The 22,582-nt window shown below is 73.1% G+C and carries 21 protein-coding genes; 17 read left to right on the top strand and 4 right to left on the bottom strand.

The window, feature by feature from the left end; all coding sequences use genetic code 11:
• The first annotated feature begins 18 nt into the window (after positions 1-18).
• Together IM697_RS37600 and IM697_RS37595 are read left to right on the top strand one after the other, a co-directional pair.
• Entirely contained in the window at positions 19-1,248 is a 1,230-nt protein-coding gene (locus IM697_RS37600; RefSeq protein WP_194040930.1) for an acyltransferase domain-containing protein, read from the top strand.
• Positions 1,249-2,088, top strand: a complete 840-nt coding sequence (locus IM697_RS37595; RefSeq protein ID WP_194040928.1) for a 4'-phosphopantetheinyl transferase family protein — start codon at positions 1,249-1,251, stop codon at positions 2,086-2,088.
• A 26-nt stretch (positions 2,089-2,114) separates the two neighbouring features.
• On the opposite strand, the gene IM697_RS37590 is transcribed toward IM697_RS37595, so the two are convergent.
• The 4 genes from IM697_RS37590 to IM697_RS37575 all read right to left on the bottom strand — a co-directional run bounded on the left by IM697_RS37590 (position 2,115) and on the right by IM697_RS37575 (position 6,793).
• Positions 2,115-2,729: a response regulator transcription factor gene (locus tag IM697_RS37590; protein ID WP_194040926.1), complete on the bottom strand. Its 615-nt coding sequence runs from the start codon at positions 2,727-2,729 to the stop codon at positions 2,115-2,117.
• A gap of 94 nt (positions 2,730-2,823) precedes the next feature.
• Complete coding sequence (locus tag IM697_RS37585) at positions 2,824-4,017, bottom strand: sensor histidine kinase (RefSeq protein ID WP_194040924.1); 1,194 nt, start codon at positions 4,015-4,017, stop codon at positions 2,824-2,826.
• A gap of 200 nt (positions 4,018-4,217) precedes the next feature.
• Positions 4,218-6,479: a TOMM precursor leader peptide-binding protein gene (locus IM697_RS37580; protein ID WP_194040922.1), complete on the bottom strand. Its 2,262-nt coding sequence runs from the start codon at positions 6,477-6,479 to the stop codon at positions 4,218-4,220.
• A complete protein-coding gene (locus IM697_RS37575; RefSeq protein ID WP_194040920.1) occupies positions 6,476-6,793 on the bottom strand; it encodes a hypothetical protein in 318 nt (105 codons plus the stop codon). Before IM697_RS37575 ends, IM697_RS37580 begins: the two co-directional genes overlap by 4 nt.
• A 244-nt stretch (positions 6,794-7,037) precedes the next feature.
• Between IM697_RS37575 and IM697_RS37570 the strand changes: the two genes are divergently transcribed.
• The 15 genes from IM697_RS37570 (at position 7,038) to def (ending at position 22,558) form a co-directional block, all read left to right on the top strand.
• Complete coding sequence (locus IM697_RS37570) at positions 7,038-7,844, top strand: AfsR/SARP family transcriptional regulator (RefSeq protein ID WP_194040918.1); 807 nt, start codon at positions 7,038-7,040, stop codon at positions 7,842-7,844.
• A 69-nt stretch (positions 7,845-7,913) separates the two neighbouring features.
• The gene (locus tag IM697_RS37565) at positions 7,914-9,530 is read left to right on the top strand and encodes an acyl-CoA carboxylase subunit beta (protein ID WP_194040916.1); all 1,617 of its coding nucleotides are present in this window, start codon (positions 7,914-7,916) and stop codon (positions 9,528-9,530) included.
• 302 nt (positions 9,531-9,832) lie between these two features.
• Complete coding sequence (locus IM697_RS37560; RefSeq protein ID WP_194040914.1) at positions 9,833-11,101, top strand: beta-ketoacyl-[acyl-carrier-protein] synthase family protein; 1,269 nt, start codon at positions 9,833-9,835, stop codon at positions 11,099-11,101.
• Positions 11,098-12,357 (top strand): ketosynthase chain-length factor, encoded by a 1,260-nt coding sequence (locus IM697_RS37555; RefSeq protein ID WP_194040912.1) that lies wholly within the window; start codon positions 11,098-11,100, stop codon positions 12,355-12,357. The genes IM697_RS37560 and IM697_RS37555 overlap by 4 nt, the downstream gene beginning before the upstream one ends.
• A gap of 104 nt (positions 12,358-12,461) precedes the next feature.
• Complete coding sequence (locus tag IM697_RS37550) at positions 12,462-12,740, top strand: acyl carrier protein (protein ID WP_194040910.1); 279 nt, start codon at positions 12,462-12,464, stop codon at positions 12,738-12,740.
• Positions 12,741-12,838: 98 nt separating this feature from the next.
• The gene (locus IM697_RS45215; protein ID WP_228044320.1) at positions 12,839-14,632 is read left to right on the top strand and encodes an acyltransferase domain-containing protein; all 1,794 of its coding nucleotides are present in this window, start codon (positions 12,839-12,841) and stop codon (positions 14,630-14,632) included.
• Positions 14,633-14,729: 97 nt separating this feature from the next.
• Positions 14,730-15,236 carry a nuclear transport factor 2 family protein gene (locus IM697_RS37540; protein WP_194040908.1) on the top strand — a complete coding sequence of 169 codons (507 nt, stop codon included), beginning with the start codon at positions 14,730-14,732 and terminating at the stop codon, positions 15,234-15,236.
• A 93-nt stretch (positions 15,237-15,329) separates the two neighbouring features.
• Complete coding sequence (locus IM697_RS37535) at positions 15,330-16,145, top strand: SOS response-associated peptidase (protein WP_194040906.1); 816 nt, start codon at positions 15,330-15,332, stop codon at positions 16,143-16,145.
• 19 nt (positions 16,146-16,164) lie between these two features.
• Positions 16,165-16,794: an alpha/beta hydrolase family protein gene (locus IM697_RS37530; RefSeq protein ID WP_194050036.1), complete on the top strand. Its 630-nt coding sequence runs from the start codon at positions 16,165-16,167 to the stop codon at positions 16,792-16,794.
• Positions 16,795-17,051: 257 nt separating this feature from the next.
• Positions 17,052-17,747 (top strand): RNA polymerase sigma factor SigR, encoded by a 696-nt coding sequence (gene sigR, locus IM697_RS37525; RefSeq protein ID WP_194040904.1) that lies wholly within the window; start codon positions 17,052-17,054, stop codon positions 17,745-17,747.
• Positions 17,744-18,046: a mycothiol system anti-sigma-R factor gene (gene rsrA / locus IM697_RS37520; RefSeq protein ID WP_194040902.1), complete on the top strand. Its 303-nt coding sequence runs from the start codon at positions 17,744-17,746 to the stop codon at positions 18,044-18,046. The genes sigR and rsrA overlap by 4 nt, the downstream gene beginning before the upstream one ends.
• 110 nt (positions 18,047-18,156) lie before the next feature.
• Positions 18,157-19,506 (top strand): HD-GYP domain-containing protein, encoded by a 1,350-nt coding sequence (locus tag IM697_RS37515; RefSeq protein ID WP_194040900.1) that lies wholly within the window; start codon positions 18,157-18,159, stop codon positions 19,504-19,506.
• Positions 19,503-20,744, top strand: coding sequence for an HD-GYP domain-containing protein (locus IM697_RS37510; protein WP_194040898.1), 1,242 nt, complete (start codon positions 19,503-19,505; stop codon positions 20,742-20,744). The genes IM697_RS37515 and IM697_RS37510 overlap by 4 nt, the downstream gene beginning before the upstream one ends.
• Positions 20,745-20,853: 109 nt before the next feature.
• Positions 20,854-21,834 carry a tetratricopeptide repeat protein gene (locus IM697_RS37505; protein WP_194040896.1) on the top strand — a complete coding sequence of 327 codons (981 nt, stop codon included), beginning with the start codon at positions 20,854-20,856 and terminating at the stop codon, positions 21,832-21,834.
• A gap of 73 nt (positions 21,835-21,907) precedes the next feature.
• The gene (gene def / locus IM697_RS37500; protein WP_194040894.1) at positions 21,908-22,558 is read left to right on the top strand and encodes a peptide deformylase; all 651 of its coding nucleotides are present in this window, start codon (positions 21,908-21,910) and stop codon (positions 22,556-22,558) included.
• Positions 22,559-22,582 lie beyond the last annotated feature (24 nt).

Below are 22,582 nucleotides of genomic sequence, written 5' to 3'. Positions count from 1 at the left end.
GCCCTGAAGGAGCAACCCATGCCCGTCCCGGAGCCCGATCACTCCCGAACGGCCCACTGCGAGTGGCTGCTGGAGCGGCTCGCCCACTATCTGGGCCGACCCGTCGAGGAGACGGTCCCGCTGAGCGAGTACGGACTGGACTCGGTCCTCGCCCTCAGCCTCTACGGCGACATCGAGGCGGAGTTCGGCCCGCTGGTCGGGCCCGACGACATCTGGGCCCATGAGACCGTGCGCGACTTCGCCCGGTACATGGCCTCCCGCGACGCCCGGCGGGGCGGCCACCGGGTCCGGTCCGTGTTCGTCTTCACCGGGCAGGGATGCCAGCACCCGGGGATGACGGCCGGCCTGTACCTGAACTCGGCCTCCTACCGACGCCACCTCGACGCCGCCGCCGCGGCCCTGCTGCCCCACACGGGGCTGTCCGTCGTCGACCTGATCCTCGACAAGGACCCGCGCCTCCATCTCGCGTCCTGCGCCCAACCCGCCCTCTTCGCCGTCGAGTACGCCTTGGCCCGCACCCTCCAGGACGCGGGGGTGACGCCCGCCGCCGTGCTCGGCCACGGCATCGGGGAGTTCGCCGCGGCCGCCGTCGCCGGGGCCGTCGGACTCGCCGACGCCGCGCAACTCGTCGCCCTGCGCGGGGCGTTCACCCAGCGGCTGCCGCCCGGCGGCGGGATGACGGCCGCCTGCATCACCGCGCGCGAGGCGGCCGAACTCGTCGCCGACGAACCCCGCGTGGGCATCGGCGCCGTGAACGCGGCCAAGTCCACGGTCCTGTCCGGTCAGATCGCCGCCCTGGAGCGCGTCGAGGCCCGCCTCGCCTCCCGCGGCGTCCGCTGCCGCCGTCTCGCCGTCGCGCACGCCTTCCACTCACCGCTGATGAAGCCGATGGCGGCCGAGTTCACCGCGGCCGCCCGGCGCCTGTCCGGCGGGATCGCCCGGCTGCCCTTCTACTCGACGGTGTACGGCCGGCTGGAGACCGGGCCGCTCTACGCCCCGTACTGGGCCGAACAGCTCACCTCGCCGGTGCGGTTCGCCGACGCGGCCCGCGGCATGCTGGCCCAGCAGGCCCCCACCCACATCGTCGAGATCGGCCCGCGGGCCGTCCTCATCCCCTATCTGCGCCGCATGGGCGGCCCCGTCTGCATCCCCGTCTGCCAGGGCCCCGACAGTGACGCGGTCGATCTGGCAGGGGTGATCTCCGCTCTGGACGCCGGTCCGCTCGCGGCCGAACTGGCGGGTGCCTGAGTGCCCGCGCGCATCGCGCACCCGCTCACCAGCCACGGGACGCACGGCCCGTGGGAGCCGCTGCGCTCGGTGCTGGCGGACACCGGCAGCGTCGTCGTGCACGGCAGCGCCGGTGACTGGCTCCCCGGCCCCGAGGCCATGGACGGTGCGCGCCGGATACTCGGCCGCGACTGGCGGCGCTACGAGAGCCTCCCGCAGCCGCGTCTGCGGGAGCGGTTCGTCGCCTCCCGGCTGCTGCTGCGCTGTGCCGCCGCGGCCGCCCTGGAGACCGAGCCCCACCTGGTGGACCTGGCCTACCAGCCGGGCGGGCGGCCGTATGTGCGCGGCTGCGACCAGATCGACGTCAGCCTCAGCCACACCGAGGACATGCTCGTCGTCGGCATCACCCGGTGCGGCCGCATCGGGGTCGACGTCGAGCGGGCCGACCGCCGGCTGGCCGGCACGGGCTCGGAGCTGCACGCCTGCACGCCGTTCGAGAAGGAGCAACTGGACGCCGGTGGGGAGCCGGAGCGCAACGACAGCATGGTCCGGCTGTGGACGCTCAAGGAGGCGTACAGCAAGGCCCTGGGGCAGGGGCTGCGCTTCCGGTTCACCGAGTTCGGCTTCGACCTGAGCACGCCCGACGCCCGGCTGGTGCGCCCGGACGGGTCCGCGGCCGGCGGCCCCGAGTGGGCGTTCGCGACGTTCCGGGCGGGGGAGCGGTACGTGGTGAGCGTCGCGGTGCACGACGAGGGGTTCGGGGAGGCGGCCGACGTGTCCGTCGGCACCGCCCTGGACCAGGGTCTGCTGGACGCGCTGTTCGGCGGCTCCCCGGGGGAGGGCCCGGAGGGCCCCGGCTGACGGGGCCCTCGGCGTGCGGGGCCGTCTCAGGGGATCCAGCCGGCCTCCTCGGCGATCCGGACCGCGTCGATGCGGTTGCGGGCGCCGAGCTTGCTGACGATCGCCGTCAGGTAGTTGCGGACGGTGCCCTTGGACAGATAGAGGCAGCCGGCGATCTCGGCCGTGTCCGCCCCCTGCGCGGCGAGGCGCAGCACCTCCAGCTCCCTCGGGGAGAGCGGGTTGTCGACGGAGTCCCAGGCGGTGAGGGCGAGTTGCGGGTCGACGACCCGGCGGCCGGCCGCCACCGCCCGCACCGCCTGGGCGAGCTTGTCCGGCGGGGAGTCCTTCAGCAGGAAGCCGGCGACATGCGCGCTCAGGGCCCGCCGCAGGGTGCCGGGTCTGCCCAGGTTGGTGAGGATCAGCGTGCGGCAGTTCGGCAGTTGCTCATGGAGTTCGGCCGCCGCGGTGAGCCCGTCGGTGCCCGGCAGGTCGATGTCGATGATCGCGACGTCGGGGCGGGTCTCCAGGGCGGCCTTCACTATGGTGTCGCCCCGTTCGACGGAGGCGACCACCTCCAAATCCGGTTCGAGTTCGAGTAGCGCGACCAGCGCTCCGCGGATCATGTGCATGTCCTCAGCAAGCAGAATCTTCAAGGACAGCATCGGTCCCCCCGTCGGTCGATGTCGTCGTGATGGTGGCCGGCTTTGTGGTCGGGTGGCTGGTGCGGCCAGGCCGGCTGTCGGCCGCGGGTTCGGGTCAGGAGGGCGACACCGCGGGTGTGCCGCGCACCGCCTCCTTCCCGTGACCGAGGGTGCCGGACGGCGTGGCCGGTGCCAGGGCCTCCAGATGGAAGCGTCCGTCGTCCCGGATCCCCGCGGTCAGGTTGCCGCCGATGGCGCGGAGCCGCTCCCGCAGATTGCCGAGCCCGCTGCCGGACGGCCCGCCGGACCCCTTCCCCGAGGTGTGCGCGCCGTCGTTCACCAGCGTCAGCAGGACCGTTTCGCCCTTTCGTGCGGCCCTTATCGTGCAGTTCTGCACCTTGCTGTGGCGAAGGATGTTGGTGACGCCCTCCCGCAGGGCCGTCGCCAGCACGGTGTCGGCGACCGGGTGCAGCGGCCCGCAGTCGATGTCGACCACGGCCTCGATGTCCGCGGCGGCCAGGATCGACGCGGCGGAGGCGGCCTCGTCCCGCAGGCACATGTCGCGGTAGCCGCTGGACACCAGGCGGACGTCCGCCAGTGCCTGGCGCGCGACCTCGAGCAGTTCGGTGGTCTCCGCGCGGGCCTGCTCGGGGCGGGCCGCGATCAGCCGGTGGATCAGCTCCCCCTTGAGCGTCACCGCGGACAGGCTGTAGCCGAGGAGGTCGTGCAGGTCGCGGGCGAAGCGCAGGCGTTCCTGGTTGACCGCCATTCGCGCGAGCTCCTCCCGGGCCGCGTGGACCTCGTGCACCAGGTCGGTCAGCCGGCTCAGTCCGTAGATGACCAGTCCCGCCAGCAGGCCGGCGATCAGGAAGTAGCCCACCTCCGCGAGCGGCACGCCGATGATCGCCGAGTACACCGGAATGCTGCTGACGACCACGCCGTACAGCGGCCAGGCGAACCGGGCCGGGAGGCTGAGCAGCACGGTCGCGGCGAGCGGGCCCTCCATGCTGCCCCAGGACAGGCCGAACCAGGCCATGGGCAGATAGGTCAGCATGACCTGGAAGCCGAGCACCGAGAGCTTGCGCCCCAGGCTCCAGGTGCGCGCCCGCGGCGCGGAGACCACGAACTGCACGCCGAACACCAGCAGCACCAGGGCCAGGCAGACCATGAGCCGCACCGGTTGCGGATCCTCCGCCCGGAGCACGTTGAGGACGGTGACGCTCGCGTAGCAGCACAGGGCGACCACCGTGATGGCACGGGCCAGACGCGGTGCGGGCAGTTCGGGGTACGAGGGAAGCCGGCCGGCCATCCCCTGAAGAGGATGGCCGGATTCCGGTGTCGAACCGTGGATGCTGGTGTCCTCGTCACGACCCGCGCCCGACGGTTTGTCAACAGGGGCATGACGTAAACGGCTCGGCATCGCAGCCTCCTCGGCAGGGACTGTGGCAGAACCGCATGCTAATGACCAGCATTTGGTAAAGGCTACTCAAGCCGATCAATAGGTGCGCATCACACGAACAGTGGTACCGGGTTGATCGCGTCGTACTCCAAGGGCTGGTCGCGCCAGCCCAGTTCCACCGGCACGTCGAACAGTCGCCCAGGGGCGTAGCGCGCCCAGAAGTGCCGCATACCGGGCACAATCACCTTGACCACGGGTAGTTCCACGTCGGGGCGGGTCTGCCGGAGCACCAGCAGCTCCATGCCCCGGGCCCGCACCGCGGCCTCCGCGGCCTCCACATCGGCCCGCAGATCGGCCCGTGGTGCGTAGTCGTACCTGCCCGGCGTACACGGTGATTGGCCGGAATCCGGTGAGAGATAGGCCAGTTCCTCGGTGGTCGCGGTGGACCACCAATGGTTGAGATCCGGACAACCGAGCAGGGCCTGTTCCGGTGCCCCGTCGAAGTAGCCCCGCGGAGGCAGGAGCTGGCACATCTCGGTGAGGGCCCGCCGCAGGGCCAGGCGCGGGTCGAAGTGGGCGCCGAAGCCGAACGAGATGCCCTGCCCGGCGTCCTCGGTACGGCGGGACACGGCCGCCATCACCGGGATGCCGAAGTCCGTCGTCAGGTCCAGGACCCACACCCGGCGCCCCGCCCCCGCGTAGGCGGCGCGCGTCCGGGCCAGCCACGGCTCGTCGAAGGCGTCCAGGTCCACGGCCGGCCGGCGCAGCCGGTTGTACCACCACAGCGCCACCGCGTCCCGCTCGACGACCTCCAGGAACCCCTGGACGACCGCGTCCTCGGTGCTGCTGCCCGCCGCGTTCCCGTTGGAGTCCGCCGCCGGCGCGCGTTCCACCCCGTCCGGACCCGGGCCGAAGTACAGCATGGAGGTGGGCAGCAGGCGGTGCTCGCGGGCCGTCAGCGACCAGACCGGCGTCCACTCGGTGGGCGCGTCCGGGTCGAAGCGCGGGGGCACCCACTGCATCCCCTGGTGCCTGGCGTTCCACGCCTCCCGGTCGTCGAACTGCCGGTCCGCGAAGAGCTGGCAGTCGTTGGGATGCAGCGCCGCCGGGCCGAGCCCGTTCAGGGTGTCCCGGACGACGGGCTCGTCCCCCTGGCGCGTACCGCAGTAACGTTCCACCGCCTCACAGAGCGCCCCGGCCTCGGCCTCCTCGGGAGTGACCCCCTTGCCGCCGCTGTGGCTGCGCAGCCCGTGCAGCGAACTGCTCCGCAGCGCCAGATTGCGACCGGACACATAGCGGTTGAGCCCGTCCGGCGTCCCCTCGGCCCGGCGGACCTCCGCCACGATGCCGGTCACCGGGTCGATCAGATGCCGGTAACGGGCCAGTACGGCGCCGGGGGGCATCGCCCGGTGGTTGCTCCCCGTCCCCTCCGCCTTCGGCCGGGACACCGGCGTGTACGGCGCCCGCACCAGCGAGCCGACCAGGCCCGGGTCCCCGCACCGCGGGCACTGCGGCCGCCGGGTCACCGGGTGGTGGCGGGTGGAGAGCGTCCGGGTGTCGAGGGTGCACACGGCGCGCTGGCCCGGATACCGCATCCCGGCCAGCCACTTGAGGGCCTCCAGCACCGTCGTGTGCAGGCCCAGCAGCCGCCCGGCCGCCAGCGACGCCTCGGGCAGCGCCACCGGGCCCGCCAGACCCAGGGCCTGGCGCACCGGCGACTGCGAGGAGCGGTGGCCGCGCAGCCGGTGCGCCAGGCACGACCAGCACGCCCCGTCCGGGCCGAACACCGGCCCCACCCACACCGTGGCGCCCCCGGGCCGGGCCGGCAGCCACGGCCGCCCGGCCGCCCGGTGCTCGGCGTCCACCCGGGCCAGCTCCGGGTCGAGGTAGTCGTCGCACAGCACCAGCGACAGCGCGGCGGGAGCGCCGGGCCCGGCCAGGGTCAGGCCGGCGGCCCGGCACTCCGCCCGGCCCGCCGCGCCGTCCGTCCGGCCGAGCGCGACCACGTCCACCGGGGCGGCGCGCAGCGCGGACTGCACCCCCGGGCCGCGCACCCCGGCGAGTTCCCAGTACGCCTCCGCCGCCGCGTCCGCCTCCGGATCGCAGTAGCCGACCAGATCCGCCCGGGCGAGCTCGGCGATCACCCGGCCCGCCTCCGTCGCCGGCAGCGTCGGCGTGGCCTCCGCCAGCAGCGCGTCCAGGGTGCGGGTGCCGTCCAGCAGCGGCGCGAGGGCCTGTACGTGCTCGCCCTGGAGCACCGTGGTGCCGCGCTCCGACAGAAGGTAGACGGCCTCGCCGGCCACCGTCTCCACCCTCAGGTGCCGCTTGAACCCGACGGGAAGCCCGGCCGGCGTCGGTTCCGTTACCGTCACCGCACGTCGGCCGACACGGCCGGAACGCCGGGGACATGGGTGAAGTTGGAGAAGCAGCCGCGGGTCACCGGGGCGTCCACGGCGTCCAGGTCCTCACGGGCGATGCCGTGCGACGGGCCGGACGGCTCCCCGAACAGATAGACGTTCTCGGCCGCGAGCAGCCCGAACTCGGCGAGCACGGACACGGGGTCGTTCAGATAACGCTGTGCCAGGTCGGGTTCCAGGCCGGCGCGGGCGGTCAGCAGGGCGAAGCGGTGGTCCTCCGCGGAGATGGCCGGGGTCGTGCCGCTTCTCGTCACGGTCGAGCTCATCATGGTGTTCCCCCTTCTGAGGCGGTCGGACGAGGTCGCGTCCGACGTCCTTGTGGTGAGGATTTTGCGTGGCTCCCGCGAAGACGCACAGTGCTGGCCTCATCAACGCACCATGACATTTTCACGTCCGCCTTCATGACCCGCTCACTGGGGAACGGGCACCCACCGGTGCCAGGCTCGGACCCTGCGCAGGTTCGCCGACCGGCGGACCTGGGACGGGGAACGTGGGAAAGGGAGAGCGAACACCATGGACATCCAAGTGCTGGGCCCACTCACCGCCCGGAAGCACGGCGTCTGCGTCGTGCCCACGGCGGCGAAGCCGCGCCAGATCCTCGCTCTGCTCGCACTGCAGGCCGACCGGGTCGTGACCGTGCCGACGCTGATGGAGGAGATCTGGGGGGAGGACATCCCGCGCAGCGCCGCGACGACCCTCCAGACGTACATCCTCCAACTCCGGCGCAAGATCGCCGCCGCGCTCGACGGCGACCCGCTCCAGGAGGCCAAGGACGTCCTCGTCACCCAGCACGGCGGCTATCTGCTCCAGATCCGTCCCGGGCAGGTCGACGTGCAGGAGTTCGACCGCATCGCCGCCGCCGGGCGCGCCGCCCACGAGGCCGGCGACCACCGCGCCGCCTCCGACCTCCTCGGCCGCGCCCTCGGCATCTGGCGCGGCCCCGCCCTGGTGGACGTACGCGTCGGCGGGGTGCTGGAACTGGAGGTGCTGCGGCTGGAGGAGGACCGGATGGCCACGCTGGAGCGGCGCATCGGCGCCGACCTGAAGCTGGGCCGGCACTCCGAGATCGTGCCCGAGCTGCGGGTCCTGGTCGCCAAGCATCCGATGCACGAGAACTTCTGCGCACAGCTCATGACAGCCCTGCACCGGTCGGGCAGCGCGTGGCGCGCCCTGGAGGCGTACCAGCGGCTGCGCACCACCCTCATCGAGGAACTCGGCCTCGAACCGTCACCGCGGCTCCAGCGGCTGCACCAGGGCGTGCTCAACGCCGATCCCGAACTGGACCTGGCCGACGACCGCGAGGTACGGGCCCTGGGCTGACGGCCCGGCACCGCACCAGGGCCGCCGGAAGTCCAGCGCGTCTCGAGCCGGCGTTCCTACGTTCGGCCGATGACGATCCTCGACGACCTCACGGTCACCCCTCAGGCCCCGCCCGCCGCCACCGCGCCGCCACCGCCCGACCTGCGCCAGGCCACCGGGGAACTGCGCCGGCTGAAGGAGGAGGTGGGCCGCGGCCCCGACCCCGCCGCCACCCGGCGCCAGCACGAGAAGAACAAGCTCACCGCGCACGAGCGGCTCCAGCTCCTGTTCGACGAGGGCACGTTCACCGAGATCGAACCGCTGCGCCGGCACCGCGCCACCGGCTTCGGCCTTGAGGACCGCAAGCCGCACGGCGACGGCGTGGTCATCGGCTGGGGCCTGGTCCACGGCCGGACCGTGTTCGCCTACGCCCACGACTTCCGCGTCTTCGCGGGCGCCCTCGGCGAGGCCCACGCCGCCAAGGTGCACAAGGTCATGGACCTGGCGGAATCGGCCGGAGCCCCGCTCGTCAGCCTCAACGACGGCGCGGGCGCGCGCATCCAGGAGGGCGTCACCGCGCTCGCCGGCTACGGCGGCATCTTCCGCCGCAACGTGGCCGCCTCCGGGGTGATCCCGCAGATCAGCGTGATGCTCGGACCCTGTGCGGGCGGCGCGGCCTACTCGCCGGCCCTCACCGACTACGTGTTCATGGTCCGCGACACCGCGCAGATGTTCATCACCGGGCCCGACGTCGTGCAGGCGGTCACCGGCGAGCGGATCACCCACAACGGGCTCGGCGGGGCCGACGTCCACGCCACCGCCTCCGGTGTCTGCCACTTCGCCCACGACGACGAGGAGGCGTGCCTGGACGACGTGCGGTACCTGCTGGCGCTGCTGCCGTCCAACAACCGGGAGATGCCGCCGGCCGCCCCCACCGACGACCCCCCGGACCGCGGCACCGACGCCCTGCTGGACCTGGTCCCCGCCGAGCCGGGCCGCTCCTACGACATCCGCGCCGTCATAGAGGAGATCGTCGACGACGGCGAGGTGTTCGAGATCCACGAGGGCTGGGCCCCCAACGTGGTCTGCGCGTTCGCCCGGCTCGACGGCCACACCGTGGGCATCGTCGCCAACCAGCCGGCCGCCCTCGCCGGCGTCCTCGACATCCAGGCGTCCGAGAAGGCCGCCCGGCACGTCTCCACCTGCGACGCCTTCAACATCCCGCTGGTCACCCTCGTCGACGTCCCCGGCTTCCTGCCCGGCGTCGACCAGGAGCACGACGGCATCATCCGGCACGGCGCCAAGCTGCTGTACGCGTACTGCAACGCCACCGTGCCCCGCATCTCCCTCGTGCTGCGCAAGGCGTACGGCGGCGCGTACATCGTCATGGACTCCCGTTCCATCGGCGCCGACCTGTCCTTCGCCTGGCCCACGAACGAGATCGCCGTCATGGGCGCGGAGGGCGCGGCGAACGTCATCTTCCGGCGCGAGATCGCCGCCTCCGACGACCCCGAGGCCCTGCGCCGGCAGCGGATCGAGGAGTACCGCACGGAGCTGATGCATCCGTACTACGCGGCCGAACGCGGCCTGGTGGACGACGTCATCGACCCCGCGGACACCCGCCGCGTGCTGTGCGAGTCGCTGGCCGTACTGCGCACCAAGCGCGCCGTGGTGCCCGCCCGCAAGCACGGCAACCTGCCCACGTGACGCCGCGTCGCGGCAGGTCCACGGCCACGCGAGTGCCGGTCGAGGGCTCGGACGTTCCATGGCGGAACCGGAAACGGCGGCACGCCACGAGCGGGCGGCCGACCGGTCCGGCCGGCCGGGGCGCGGAGGATTCGACCCTGAACCGCCCCGGCCGCCGCACCGATTCAGCAGTGACACGTCATCAGTGACACGTCATTGACACGTCATCAGTGACACGGACGAAGGGATCGACAGTGACCCCCACAGTTCCATCCGGCTGGTGCACCTCGCGGCACCCGGCCGCGTCGAAGGTCAGGTAGGCCATGCGCAGAGTCGCCATCACCGGACTGGGCGTCGTGGCCCCCGGCGGGGTCGGTGTCAAGGAGTACTGGGACCTGCTCACCGCGGGCCGGACCGCCACCCGCACGATCAGCTTCTACGACCCCTCGCCCTTCCGGTCCCGGGTCGCCGCCGAGTGCGACTTCGACCCGGTCGGCGCGGGCCTGACACCGCACGAGATCCGCCGCCTCGACCGGGCCGCCCAGTTCGCCGTGGTCTCCACCCGCGAGGCCCTCGCCGACAGCGGGCTCGACGTCTGCGCCATCGACCCGGGCCGCATCGGCACCTCGCTCGGCAGCGCCGTCGGCTGCACCACGAGCCTGGAGCGCGAGTACGCCGTCGTCAGCGACGGCGGACGCCTGTGGAACGTCGACCACACCTACGCGGTCCCCGAGCTCTACCGGCACTTCGTGCCCAGCTCGATGGCCGCCGAGGTGGGCCGGGCGGCGGGCGCCGAGGGCCCCGCCGCGGTGGTCTCCACCGGCTGCACCTCCGGCCTCGACTCCCTCGGCCACGCCGTGGACCTGATCCGCGAGGGCACCGCCGACGTGATGATCGCCGGCGCCACCGAGGCCCCGATCTCGCCGATCACCTCGGCCTGCTTCGACGCCATCCACGCCACCACCCCGCGCAACGACACCCCGGAGAGCGCCTGCCGCCCCTTCGACCGGACCCGCAGCGGCCTGGTCCTCGGGGAGGGCGCGGCGATCCTGGTCCTGGAGGAGCTGCAGAGCGCCCGCCGGCGCGGCGCGCACATCTACGCCGAGATCGCCGGATTCGCCTCCCGCTGCAACGCCTTCCACATGACTGGGCTCAAGCCCGACGGGCGCGAGATGGCCGAGGCGATCGACGCGGCCCTGGACGAGGCCCGCCTCGCCCCGGACACCGTCGACTACGTCAACGCCCACGGCTCGGGCACCAAGATGAACGACCGCCACGAGACGGGCGCCTTCAAGCGGAGCCTCGGAGAGCACGCGTACCGGACCCCGGTCAGCTCCATCAAGTCGATGATCGGGCACTCGCTCGGCGCGATCGGCTCGCTGGAGATAGCGGCGTGCGCCCTCGCCATGGAGCACGGTGTGCTGCCGCCCACCGCCAACCTCCACGAGCCCGACCCGGAGCTCGACCTCGACTACATCCCGCTGACCGCCCGCGAGAAGGAGACCGACGTGGTCCTGAGCGTCGGCAGCGGCTTCGGCGGCTTCCAGAGCGCCATGGTGCTCGCCCGACCGGAGAGGAGCCCCGCCGCATGAGCAGCACCGCCGTACTCGCCCGCCCGGCCGACGGGACGCGCACCGCCACCACCGTCGTGACCGGCCTGGGCATCACCGCGCCCAACGGCCTGGGCACTCAGGAGTACTGGAGGGCCACCCTGGCAGGCGAGTCGGGGATCGGCCCGGTGACCCGCTTCGACGCCTCCGCGTACCCGTCGCGGCTCGCCGGGGAGGTCACGGACTACGTCGCCGAGGAGCACATCCCCAGCCGACTGATGCCCCAGACCGACCACATGACCCGGCTCGCCCTCACCGCGGCCGACTGGGCGCTGCGGGACGCCGGGATGGACCCCCGCGAACTCCCGGAGTACGGGGTCGGCGTGGTCACCTCCGCGTCCGGCGGCGCCGTCGAGTTCGGCCAGCGCGAGCTGCAGAACCTGTGGAGCAAGGGCAAGGAGTACGTCAGCGCGTACCAGTCCTTCGCCTGGTTCTACGCCGTCAACACCGGCCAGATCTCCATCCGGCACAAGCTGCGCGGCCCCAGCGGGGTCCTGCTCACCGAACAGGCGGGCGGCATCGACGCCGTCGGCCAGGCGCGCCGGCACATCCGCAAGGGCTTCCCCGTCGTCATCACCGGCGGTGTCGACGCGGCCGTCTGCCCCTGGGGCTGGGTGCCGCAGATCGCCTCCGGCCTGATGAGCACGAGCGACGACCCGGCCCGCGCGTTTCTGCCGTTCTCGACGCAGGCGGGCGGCTACGTGCCCGGCGAGGGGGGCGCGATCCTGGTCACCGAGGACGCGGACGCCGCGCGCAAGCGGGGAGTCGCCCACGTCTACGGGGAGATCGCGGGCTACGCGGCCACCTTGGACCCCGCGCCCGGCGGCGGCCGGCCCACGGCCCTGCGCAGGGCCGTCGACAACGCCCTCGCGGACGCGGGGCTCGTGCCGGGCGACATCGACGTCGTCTTCGCCGACGCCGCCGGCGTGCCCGCCGCGGACCGCGCCGAAGCCGAGGCCCTGGCCGCGGTCTTCGGCCCGCGCGCGGTGCCCGTGACCGCGCCCAAGACCATGACCGGCCGGCTGCTGGCCGGCGGAGCGGCCCTGGACGTGGCCACCGCCCTGCTGTCGCTGCGCGACGGCGTCGTCCCGCCGACCGTCAACGTCGGCGCGGCGGACCCCGGTTACGCGATCGACCTGGTCACCGAGGCCCGGCAGGCACCGCTGCGCAACGCCCTGGTGCTGGCCTGCGGACACGGCGGCTTCAACGCGGCCCTGGTCGTGCGCCGCCCTTCCTGACGGACCGGCAGCCGCCCCGGAGCCACGGGCGGCCCGGCGCCTTCGCACCGTCCGACCCCGACATCCACCGAGAACACGACCCGAACGAGAGGACGCCATCCACCATGACCGCCACCACCGAGACCATCACCGTCACCCTCGCCGACCTGACCCGCATGCTGCGCGAGAGCGCGGGCGAGGAGGAGGGCGTCGACCTGGACGGCGACGTCATCGACACCCCCTTCATCGAGCTCGGCTACGACTCGCTCGCCCTCTTGCAGGTCATCGGCCAGATACAGCGCGAGTACGGGATCGTGATCCCGGACGACGCCGTCGTCGACGCCGAGACCCCGGGCATGCTGCTCGCGCTCATCAACGCCGGCGACACCCCGGCAGCCGCCTGAGCCGGCCCCCCGACGCGGACGCCCCGTCTCCCATCCCCCGTCGGACGGGGCGTCCGTTCCCCCCACCCCGACCCATCCGTACCGCTGAGGAGGGAACCATGCCGCTGACCGAACACAGCGCGGTGGTCCGCAGGCTGGTCGTCAGTCCCGGCCCCGCGGTCCCGGACCGCCCGCAGGGCCCGCAGACCGCCGCCTCGCCCGCCGCGGTCTCGGCGGTGCTGCGCGCCTTCGGGCGCCCGCCGCACGAACTGCCCGTCCGCACCGTCGTCTACATCGGCGCCGCCGTCCAGGACCCGCCGCTCCCGGCGGAGCACGAGTCCTTCCCGGTCCGCTCGGCCGCCACACCCGGCCGCGCCCTGCGCCTGGCCCACCGCGAGCTCCTCGCCGGAACGGTCGACTTCGCGCTGGTCGCCGGGTTCGGCGAACCCGCCCCGGACACCATCAGCGTGTACGCGGTCAAGCGCGCCGCCGAGGCGGTCGCGGACGGCGATCCCGTCCTCGGCGTCGTCGACCTCGCGGACGCCGGCGACCAGGACGCGACACCTCCGCTGCGCCCCCTGCGGCACGGCCGGCGCGACACCGGCCCCGACCGGCACCGGCTGCTGCTGTGGTCGGGCCGGGACGAGGCCGACGAGACCCGGGTGCGCGGCGAACTCCTGCCCCTGATCGGCAGCCTGCACTGCGAGGCGTTCCCGTCCCTGCCGACGGCGGTTCCGTGCGGTACGGCCCCCGGCCCGGTGCGGGGCGCGGCCGTCGCGGTCGCGCGGCTGGCCGACGGCGCCGTGCGCAAGGCCACGGCCGTCACCGCCTCCCGGCCCCGCCCGGTGGCCCTGCTCTTCCCCGGCCAGGGCTCGCAGCACCACGCCATGGCGGCCGGTCTGTACGGGCGCGAACCGGTCTTCACGGCGGCCGTCGACGCGGTGGTCTCGCACATGGGCCCCGAGGGGCCCGCGATCGTCGCCGACTGGCTGACCGACACGGCCCCCGCGATCGACATCGACGACGTCCGCCGGGCACAGCCGCTGCTGTTCGCGGTCGACTACGCCCTCGGCCGGATGGTCCTCAGCTGGGGCGTACGTCCGGTGGCCCTGCTCGGCCACAGCGCCGGCGAGCTGGTCGCGGCGACCCTCGCCGGGGTGATGCCCCTGCCGGACGCCGTCCGGATGGTCATGGCCCGTGTGCGCGAGGCCGTGAAGATCCCGCCCGGCGGCATGCTGGCGGTCGCGGCGAGCGAGGAACGGCTGCGTCCGTACCTCGGAGCCGACGTGGCGATCGCCGCGGTCAACGCCAACCAGCAGGTCATGCTGGCCGGTTCGGCGCGGCCCCTGGCCGACGTCGAGGCCCGGCTGCGGGCGGACGGCTTCACCGTGGTCACCGTCCCGGCGACCAGCCCGTTCCACTCACCGGCGATGGCACCGGCCTCCGACGCGCTGGAGGCGCGGTACGCGGGCATCCCGTTCCGCGAGCCGTCCCTCGCGCTGTACTCGGGCTACACGGGCGGCCTGATGAGCCCGGAGGACGCGCGCAGCCCCCGGTTCTGGGCCCGGCAGGTCACGGACACCGTCCACTTCCTGCCCGCGCTGGACGAACTGCTCGCGGCCGAGGACGTCCTGCTGGTGGAGGCGGGACCGCGCCAGACCCTGACGGCGTTCGCCCGCCGCCACCGCGCGGTCCGGCTGGGCGCCAGCGCCGCGCTGGCCCTCCTCCCGGCCCGCCCGGGCACGCCGGTGGCGGACCGCCAGTCCACCCTGAACGCGGTGGCCCGCCTCTGGACGGAGGGTCACGCCCCGAACGCCGAGGCCGTCTCCCGCCTCTGGACCTGGTCCGCCGTCCCGGCACGGCCCACCGCGGGCGCGCCCTTGGCCCGCGCCTTGGCGAGCACGTCCTCATGACCCGGTCGAGCCGTCCACCAGTGGTGCTGCACCGGTGCACGGCAGTGTGAACCGCCGAGAGGGACCCACAGGAGCGGTCCTCGTGAAGGGAGTTGCCATGTCGGAGTCGGTCGGTACGGACAGCGCCGCGGTGGCCGGAGGGGTCCGGACGCTGCCGCAGCCCGTGTCCGGGGACCTCTACGCCGAGGTGCAGACGTTCTACGCACGGCAGATGCGCCGGGTCGACGCCCTGGACATCGCCGGGTTCGCCGACACGTTCACCGAGGACGGCGAGGTCGTCCACGCCGGGGGCCAACGGCAGCGGGGGCGTGCGGAGATGATCGCCGGGATGCGGGCCAACCTGCCGCGCTACCGCGACATCGCCGTACGGCACTGGTTCGACCACCTGCTGATCGAGACCGACCCCGCGGACGAGGACACCCTGCGGGTCTCGTACTACACCCTGGTCACCCAGACGGACCGCGACGGCAAGGTGTCCTTCCAGCCCACCTTCACCGTGGAGGACGTCCTGGTACGACGCGACGGCCGGCTGCTGACCCGGTCGCGGGTCATCCACCGCGACACCCCCGTCGAGCCCCCGGCGTCGGCACAGACGGCGGGCTGAGGCCGGGCCGGACGGCGCCCGGGTCCACCAGGGGGCGCCGCACGACCTGCGACACTGGTTCGCCACGACAGCAGGCGGGAGGGATGGCTTCAGATGTGCGGACGGTATGCGGCCAGTCGCGGGCCCGAGGACCTCGCGGGAATCTTCGAGATAGAGAAGTGGGAGCCCGAGGAGACCCTCGAACCGGACTACAACGTGGCCCCGACGAAGGAGGTCCACGTCGTCCTCGACCGTCCCCTGAAGGACGCGGACGACCCGCAGCCGGTCCGGCAGCTGCGCAAGCTGAAGTGGGGGCTGGTGCCGAGCTGGTCCAAGACCCCCGAGAGCGCCTTCAAGATGATCAACGCGCGCGCGGAGACGGTGCACGAGAGGCCGTCGTACCGCCGGGCCTTCTCCTCCCGGCGCTGCGTCATCCCCGCCGACGGCTACTACGAGTGGGTCACCGGAAAGCAGGAGCGCGACCTGGAGGTCGAGGGGAAGCGGAAGCGGCCGCGCAAGCAGCCCTACTTCGTGCTGCCCGCCGACGGCTCGGTCTTCGCGATGGCCGGGCTGTACGAGTTCTGGCGGGACAGGACGCTGCCGGACGAGCACCCGCAGGCCTGGTGGGTGACCTGCTCCGTCATCACCACGGAGGCCGAGACGACCCCGCTGGCCGTGGCGCCCGAGGACGGCCCGCACACGCTCGCCGAGATCCACCCCCGCATGCCGCTGATGCTGACCCCGGACCGCTGGGACGACTGGCTCGACCCGGCCCGCACGGACCCCCACGACCTGCGTACGCTGCTCGACCCGCCACCGCCCGGACTGATGCGCGCCTACCCCGTCTCCACCCTGGTCAGCAACGTCCGCAACAACGGTCCGGAGCTGCTGAAGGAGCTGGACGGGCCCGAAGAGGGCACACTCTTCTGATGTGACGACCGAGTCTGACGTGACGACCGAGATCATTGGCACGGACGCGGGGGACGCCCGCATCACCTGGCACCCGGCGACCCGGGCACGGCTGGTCCTGGCCGTGAGCCACGGCGCCGGAGGCGGCATCGGGGCGCGGGACCTGGTGGCGCTCGCCGCGGTCCTCCCGGCGCACGGCGTGACCGTCGCCCTCGTGGAACAGCCCTGGCGGGTGGCCGGCAAGAAGGTGGCGCCCGCGCCGAAGACGCTGGACGCCGGCTGGCGGGGCCTGTGGCCCGCGCTCACCGCGCCCGGGCTGCCGGTGATCTCCGGCGGCCGCAGCGCGGGCGCCCGCGTCGCCTGCCGTACCGCCGTCGAGCTCGGCGCGCACGCCGTGCTCGCGCTCGGCTTCCCCCTCCACCCGCCGGGCCGGCCCGAGAAGTCCCGCGCCGACGAGCTGCTCGGCGCCGGGGTGCCCACCCTCGTCGTCCAGGGCGGCAACGATCCGTTCGGCAGACCCGAGGAGTTCCCCGACGGCGACCACGAACTGGTCGAGGTGCCGTACGGCGATCACGGGTTCGCCGTGCCCAAGCGGGCGCCGCTCGATCAGGACGAGGCAGTGGCGATCGTCACGGACGCCGTCGTGAAGTGGGTCGGGTCACTCGGGTAAAGCTTGGGGAATGTTGTGGCCCCGCCCTCTGTTGTGGCGGACAGCGGTGCTGAACGAGCAGCGCAGACGTCGTAGGAGAGGAAGTCCGCCGCATGGGTTCGACCTTCTGCCCGGCCCGCAGCAGCCGCACTGACCTGGACTGGACGGTGCTGCACGCGGCCAGGACCGCTCCTATTCGAGGGGCGGCGGGGACGGATCGTCGTCTATCCTCCGATTCGAGTGGGACCGGATTCGGTCCTGCCCGCAATCTTGAGGAGGTGGGTCCGGTTCCCGGTACCGACGCAGGGACCGACAACGGCCAGGCGGAGCAGCCCGAGGGCCTGGGCACGAGCGTGGACATGTCCACGGAGACGACCGCCGAGCGCAGCGCGCGCTTCGAGCGGGACGCGCTCGAATTCCTCGACCAGATGTATTCGGCCGCCCTGCGCATGACGCGCAACCCGGCCGACGCGGAAGACCTGGTGCAGGAGACGTACGCCAAGGCGTACGCGTCCTTCCACCAGTTCCGCGAGGGCACCAACCTCAAGGCGTGGCTGTACCGGATCCTCACCAACACCTTCATCAACTCCTACCGCAAGAAGCAGCGTGAGCCGCAGCGTTCGGCGGCGGAGGAGATCGAGGACTGGCAGCTCGCCCGCGCCGAGTCGCACATGTCGACCGGTCTGCGCTCCGCGGAGTCGCAGGCGCTCGACCACCTGCCGGACTCGGACGTGAAGGAAGCGCTCCAGGCCATCCCCGAGGAGTTCCGGATCGCCGTGTATCTGGCCGACGTAGAGGGCTTTGCGTACAAGGAGATCGCGGACATCATGGGGACACCCATCGGTACGGTGATGTCCCGGCTGCACCGGGGCCGCCGTCAACTGCGCGGCATGCTCGAGGACTACGCTCGTGAGCGCGGGCTGGTCCCGGCCGGCGCCGGAGAGTCGAACGAAGCGAAAGGCTCGGGCTCATGAGCTGCGGAGAGCCGCACGAGACGGACTGCTCTGAGGTACTCGATCATCTCTACGAGTTCCTCGACCGCGAGATGCCGGATGTCGACCGCGACAAGTTCAAGCAGCACTTCGAGGAGTGCTCGCCGTGCCTGGAGAAGTACGGGCTTGAGCAGGCCGTGAAGAAGCTGGTCAAGCGGTGCTGCGGCCATGACGACGTGCCCACCGACCTGCGCGCCAAGGTGCTGGGGCGGCTCGACCTGATCCGCTCCGGGCAGGCCGTGCCCGACCACGACGTCACGGCCACCCCGCAGGAATCCTGAACGCACGGCCGTCACTCGAACGTGCTAATCCCCCGGTCATAAGACCGCGGACCTCCCCCCGGCCGCCCTAGGCTCCGTTGCTTGAAGCGCGCGTGGCCTGGGAGGGGCGTATGGAGGCGACACCCGCACGGGCACGTGGCTACGTCCTCTGCGTGGTCCTCGCCGCCCTGTACTGCGTCCACGCGGTGCCGACGGCACCCGTCCCCTGGTGGGCGGTGGCCCTGCTCGCCGCCCTCTACGCCGGGGGCGAGCGGCTGTCCGGCTCGTTCTATCCCGTGCTCCTCGCCGGGGCCTTCCTGCTGCCGCCGTCCGCCGCCGCGCTGGTCGCGGTGCCGGGTGCGCTGCTAGGGCCTGTGTCGGAAGTGGCGCCTGCCGGGCGGACGGCGCCACTTCCGACACAGGCCCTAGCCCCGGTCGCCGGGCACCCGCGCCCGCTGCGCCGGGTGTGGCGGGCCGCGCGGCTCATGGTCGCGGTGTGGGCGGCCGCCCGGGTGCACTGGGCGCTCGGCGAGCGGGACGCCGTGGTGGCCGCCGACTTCCCCTACGCGCTGCTGCCCGCCGGCGCCGCCGTGCTGGCGTTCTGCCTGACCCTGACCGTGCTGGACGGCGGGATCCTGGCGCTGGCCGAGCGAGTGCCGGTACGGCGTGCCTGGCGGGGGCAGTTCCTGCGGTCCCTCGCGCCGATCGCCGTGCACGGGCTGGCCGGGCTGATGATGGCCGTGCTGTGGCGCAGCCCCTTCGGTCCGTTCGCCGCGCTGCTCGTGCTGCTGCCGATGTGCGTGTCGTGGTGGGCGTTCGCCCAGTACCACCGGGAGCGCGCGGCCCATCAGGCGACCATCCGGGCGCTCGTCCAGGCCGTCGACATCAAGGACGGCTACACCCGCGGGCACAGCGAGCGCGTCGGGCAGGCCTCCTTGATGATCGCGCGCGAGCTGGGCCTGGCCGACGAGCGCGTCGAGGTGCTGCGCTTCGCCGGGATCCTGCACGACGTCGGCAAGCTGGGCGTGCCCACCCGGCTGCTGCGCAAGAACGGGCCGCTGACGCCCGAGGAGCGCCGGGTGATCGAGCTGCACCCCGAGTACGGGCACGAGATGGTCCGCGGGATCTCCTTCCTCGGCGAGGCCCGGGCCGCCGTGCTGCACCACCACGAACGGCTGGACGGCAGCGGGTACCCCTACGGGCTGAGCGGAGCTCAGATCCCGGAGTCGGCCCGGGTGGTGGCGGTCGCGGACGCCTTCGACGCGATGACGTCGACCCGCTCCTACTCGCGGGCCCGGCCGGTGCCCGTGGCGCTGCGGGAACTCGAGAAGTGCGCGGGCTCGCAGTTCGACCCGCGTATGGTCACGGCCCTCGTCCGCGCCGTCGACCAGTACGGATGGCATCCCGCCGTGACCGCCGACGAGCCGGCCGCGCCCGCTGTCCGGCCGCCGGTCGCCGACGTCCCCGGAGCGCACCGATGAGCGGCCCACGACCACCCGTCCTGCTCGCCCTCGTCCACGCCTGCGCCGCCCTCCTCGCCACGGGCTGCCTGCTCGGCGTCCTGCCCGGCGGCCTCGACGAACGCGGCACGGCCCTCGCCTTCGGCGCCCTCATCACCCTCGGCGAACTCACCCGGTGGACCGGGGCCGAGGGCAGGGAGGCCGCACCGCTCGGCGCCGCCGCAGCGCTGTCGTACGCCCTGCTGGGGGAGATCGGCTCGGAGCCCACCCGGCACGGTGTCGCGCAGGTCATCGGCGTCGTCGTGGTCGCCTCGCTGCTCGGCAGCGTGCCGCACATCGCGCGCGGCCGCCCCGTCCTCGACCACCTCGCCCGGCGCGTGCTCACCGTCGGCTTCGCCGCCGTCTGCTTCCAACCCCTGTTCGACCAGGGCGCGTTCCACGGCTGGGGCACCACCTACGCGCTGCTGCTGCTCGGCATCCTCACCCTCACGTCCCTGTGCGACGCCCTGCTCGCCGCCGCGCTGGCCCACTCGCGCACCCGGTGGCCGTTCGGGCCGCTGCTGCGGGACGAGCTGCGGGCGACCCTCGGCATCGGGTCGGCCGTCTGCGCGACGGGCGCGGTGATGGCGCTCGCGGTCGCCGTGGCCGGGCTGTGGGCGCTGCCCGTCTTCTCGCTGCCCCTGCTGCTCACCCAGATGTCCTTCCGCCGCTACGCCGCCGTGCGGACCACCTACCGGCAGACCATCGCCTCCCTCGCCCGCGCCACCGAGATCGCCGGGTACACCCCGGCCGGACACGCCCGGCGGGTCGCCGCGCTCAGCCGGGAGGTCGGCCGGGACCTGGGTCTGTCCGAGGCCGAGCTCACCGTGCTGGAGTACGCCGCCCTCATGCACGACATCGGGCAGCTCAGCCTGGTCGACCCGGTGCCGGCCGGGGCCACCGCCGCGCTGCCCGTCGCGCAGCAGCGGCGGATCGCGCTGCTCGGCGGGGCCGTCGTACGGCAGACGGGGGTGAATCCGCAGGTCGCGATGGTCGTGGAGCGACTCGCCGACCCCTGCCCGGAGCAGCCGCTCGCGGCACGGATCGTGCGGGCGGTCAACGCCTACGAGGAGAAGGCGCGGGACGCCGGTCCCGGCGGACCGCTGAAGGCGCTGGAGGAGCTGCGGCTGGGGACGGCGGGGGAGTACTCGCCCGAGGTCGTCGAATCGCTCGCACGGGTGCTGTCCAGGGACTGTCTGATGATGCCCTTGGCTGGGTAACCCATGGGTAATGAGCGCCCTTCCAGCCGTACGTGGTTGGATGCGAATGAGAGGGTGTCCGGGGGCAGCACTAGCCAGCCCATCTCCACGGAACTGGCAGGCGGGAATCGTGAGGATCTTCGGCAAGGGACGGCACCGGCCCTCCGCCTCCTGGCGGCAGGCCACCGACCGGGCGTTCACGCTCATCGGCGACGGCCGGTACGAGGACGCGGGCGCGCTGCTGACGCGGGCCGCCGATCTGGAGCCCTGGCTTTCGGAGTCCTGGTTCAACCTCGCGCTGCTGCACAAGTTCCGGCACGACTGGGAACAGGCCCGGGCGGCCGGACTGCGTGCCGTGGCGCTCCTCGACCGGGAGACCGGGGCGCCCGACTGGTGGAACGTCGGCATCGCGGCCACCGCGCTGCAGGACTGGCCGCTGGCCCGCCGGTCCTGGCAGGCGTACGGGCTGCGGGTGCCGGGCGGCGCGACCGACTCCGGTGAGCCGGTCGGCATGGACCTGGGCAGCGCGGCCGTACGGCTGTCCCCGGAGGGGGAGGCCGAGGTCGTGTGGGGGCGGCGCCTCGACCCCGCCCGGATCGAGGTGCTGTCGATTCCGCTGCCGTCGTCCGGGCGGCGCTGGGGCGAGGTCGTGCTGCACGACGGGGTCCCGCACGGCGAGCGGACCACGGCGTCCGGGCACGCCTACCCCGTCTTCGACGAGATCGAGCTGTGGGCGCCGTCGCCGGTGCCGACGTGGGTGGTGCTGCTGGAGGCCGCCACGGAGGCCGACCGGGACGCGCTGGAGCAGCTGGCGGCCGACGCCGGATTCGCCGCCGAGGACTGGTCGTCGTCGGTGCGGCTGCTGTGCCGGATGTGTTCCGAGTCACGGATGCCCTCGGACGAGGGCGACGGGGAGCACCTGGACCCGCATGACCACAGTGAACCGGGTCACCCCGGGCCGCTGGGGCACCGGACCGACGGACAGCTGTGGGTGCCGGAGCGGGAGTGCGGGGTGGCGGCGCCGGCCTCGCTGGTCCGGGGGCTGCTGGACGGATGGGTCGCGGACAGCCCGGACTCCAGGGACTGGCGGGATCTCGAAGAGGTCTGCTGAGGATTCCCCGTACCCTGTATCAGCGTCACACCCTCTTCGCTTCATTGTTTGTGCAGGAAGGCATCCGTAGGCCATGGCCCAGCAGGACACCGAGCAGCAGCACGCGGGCGTGCTCCCCGTGGACGACGAGGGATTCGTCGTCGACACCGAGGACACGGAGGAGCGCGAGAACGCCTGGCGTGAGCGCGGCACCTCGCGGCCGATCACCGTCGTGGGGAACCCGGTCCTGCACAGGGAGTGCAAGGACGTCACCGAGTTCGGCGCCGAGCTGGACCAGTTGGTCGCGGACATGTTCGCCTCGCAGCGCACCGCCGAGGGCGTGGGCCTGGCCGCCAACCAGATCGGCGTCGATCTGAAGGTCTTCGTCTACGACTGCCTGGACGACCAGGGCGCACGGCACGTCGGCGTCGTCTGCAACCCCGAGCTCGTGGAGCTGCCCGCCGACCGGCGCCGCCTGGACGACAGCAACGAGGGCTGCCTGTCCGTGCCGACCGCGTACGCGCCGCTCGCCCGCCCCGACTACGCCGAGGTGACCGGGCAGGACGAGAAGGGCAACCCGATCAAGGTGCGCGGCACCGGCTACTTCGCCCGGTGTCTGCAGCACGAGACCGACCACCTGTACGGCTACCTCTACATCGACCGTCTCTCCAAGCGGGAGCGCAAGGACGCGCTGCGGCAGATGGCCGAGAACGAGCCCCGCTACGCCGTGGTCGCCAACGACTGAGACCCCTCCGCACGGCGCCCGGTC

The sequence above is a fragment of the Streptomyces ferrugineus genome, assembly GCF_015160855.1.
Lineage (GTDB): Bacteria > Actinomycetota > Actinomycetes > Streptomycetales > Streptomycetaceae > Streptomyces > Streptomyces ferrugineus.
This window is presented reverse-complemented; position numbering and strand designations above follow the sequence as displayed.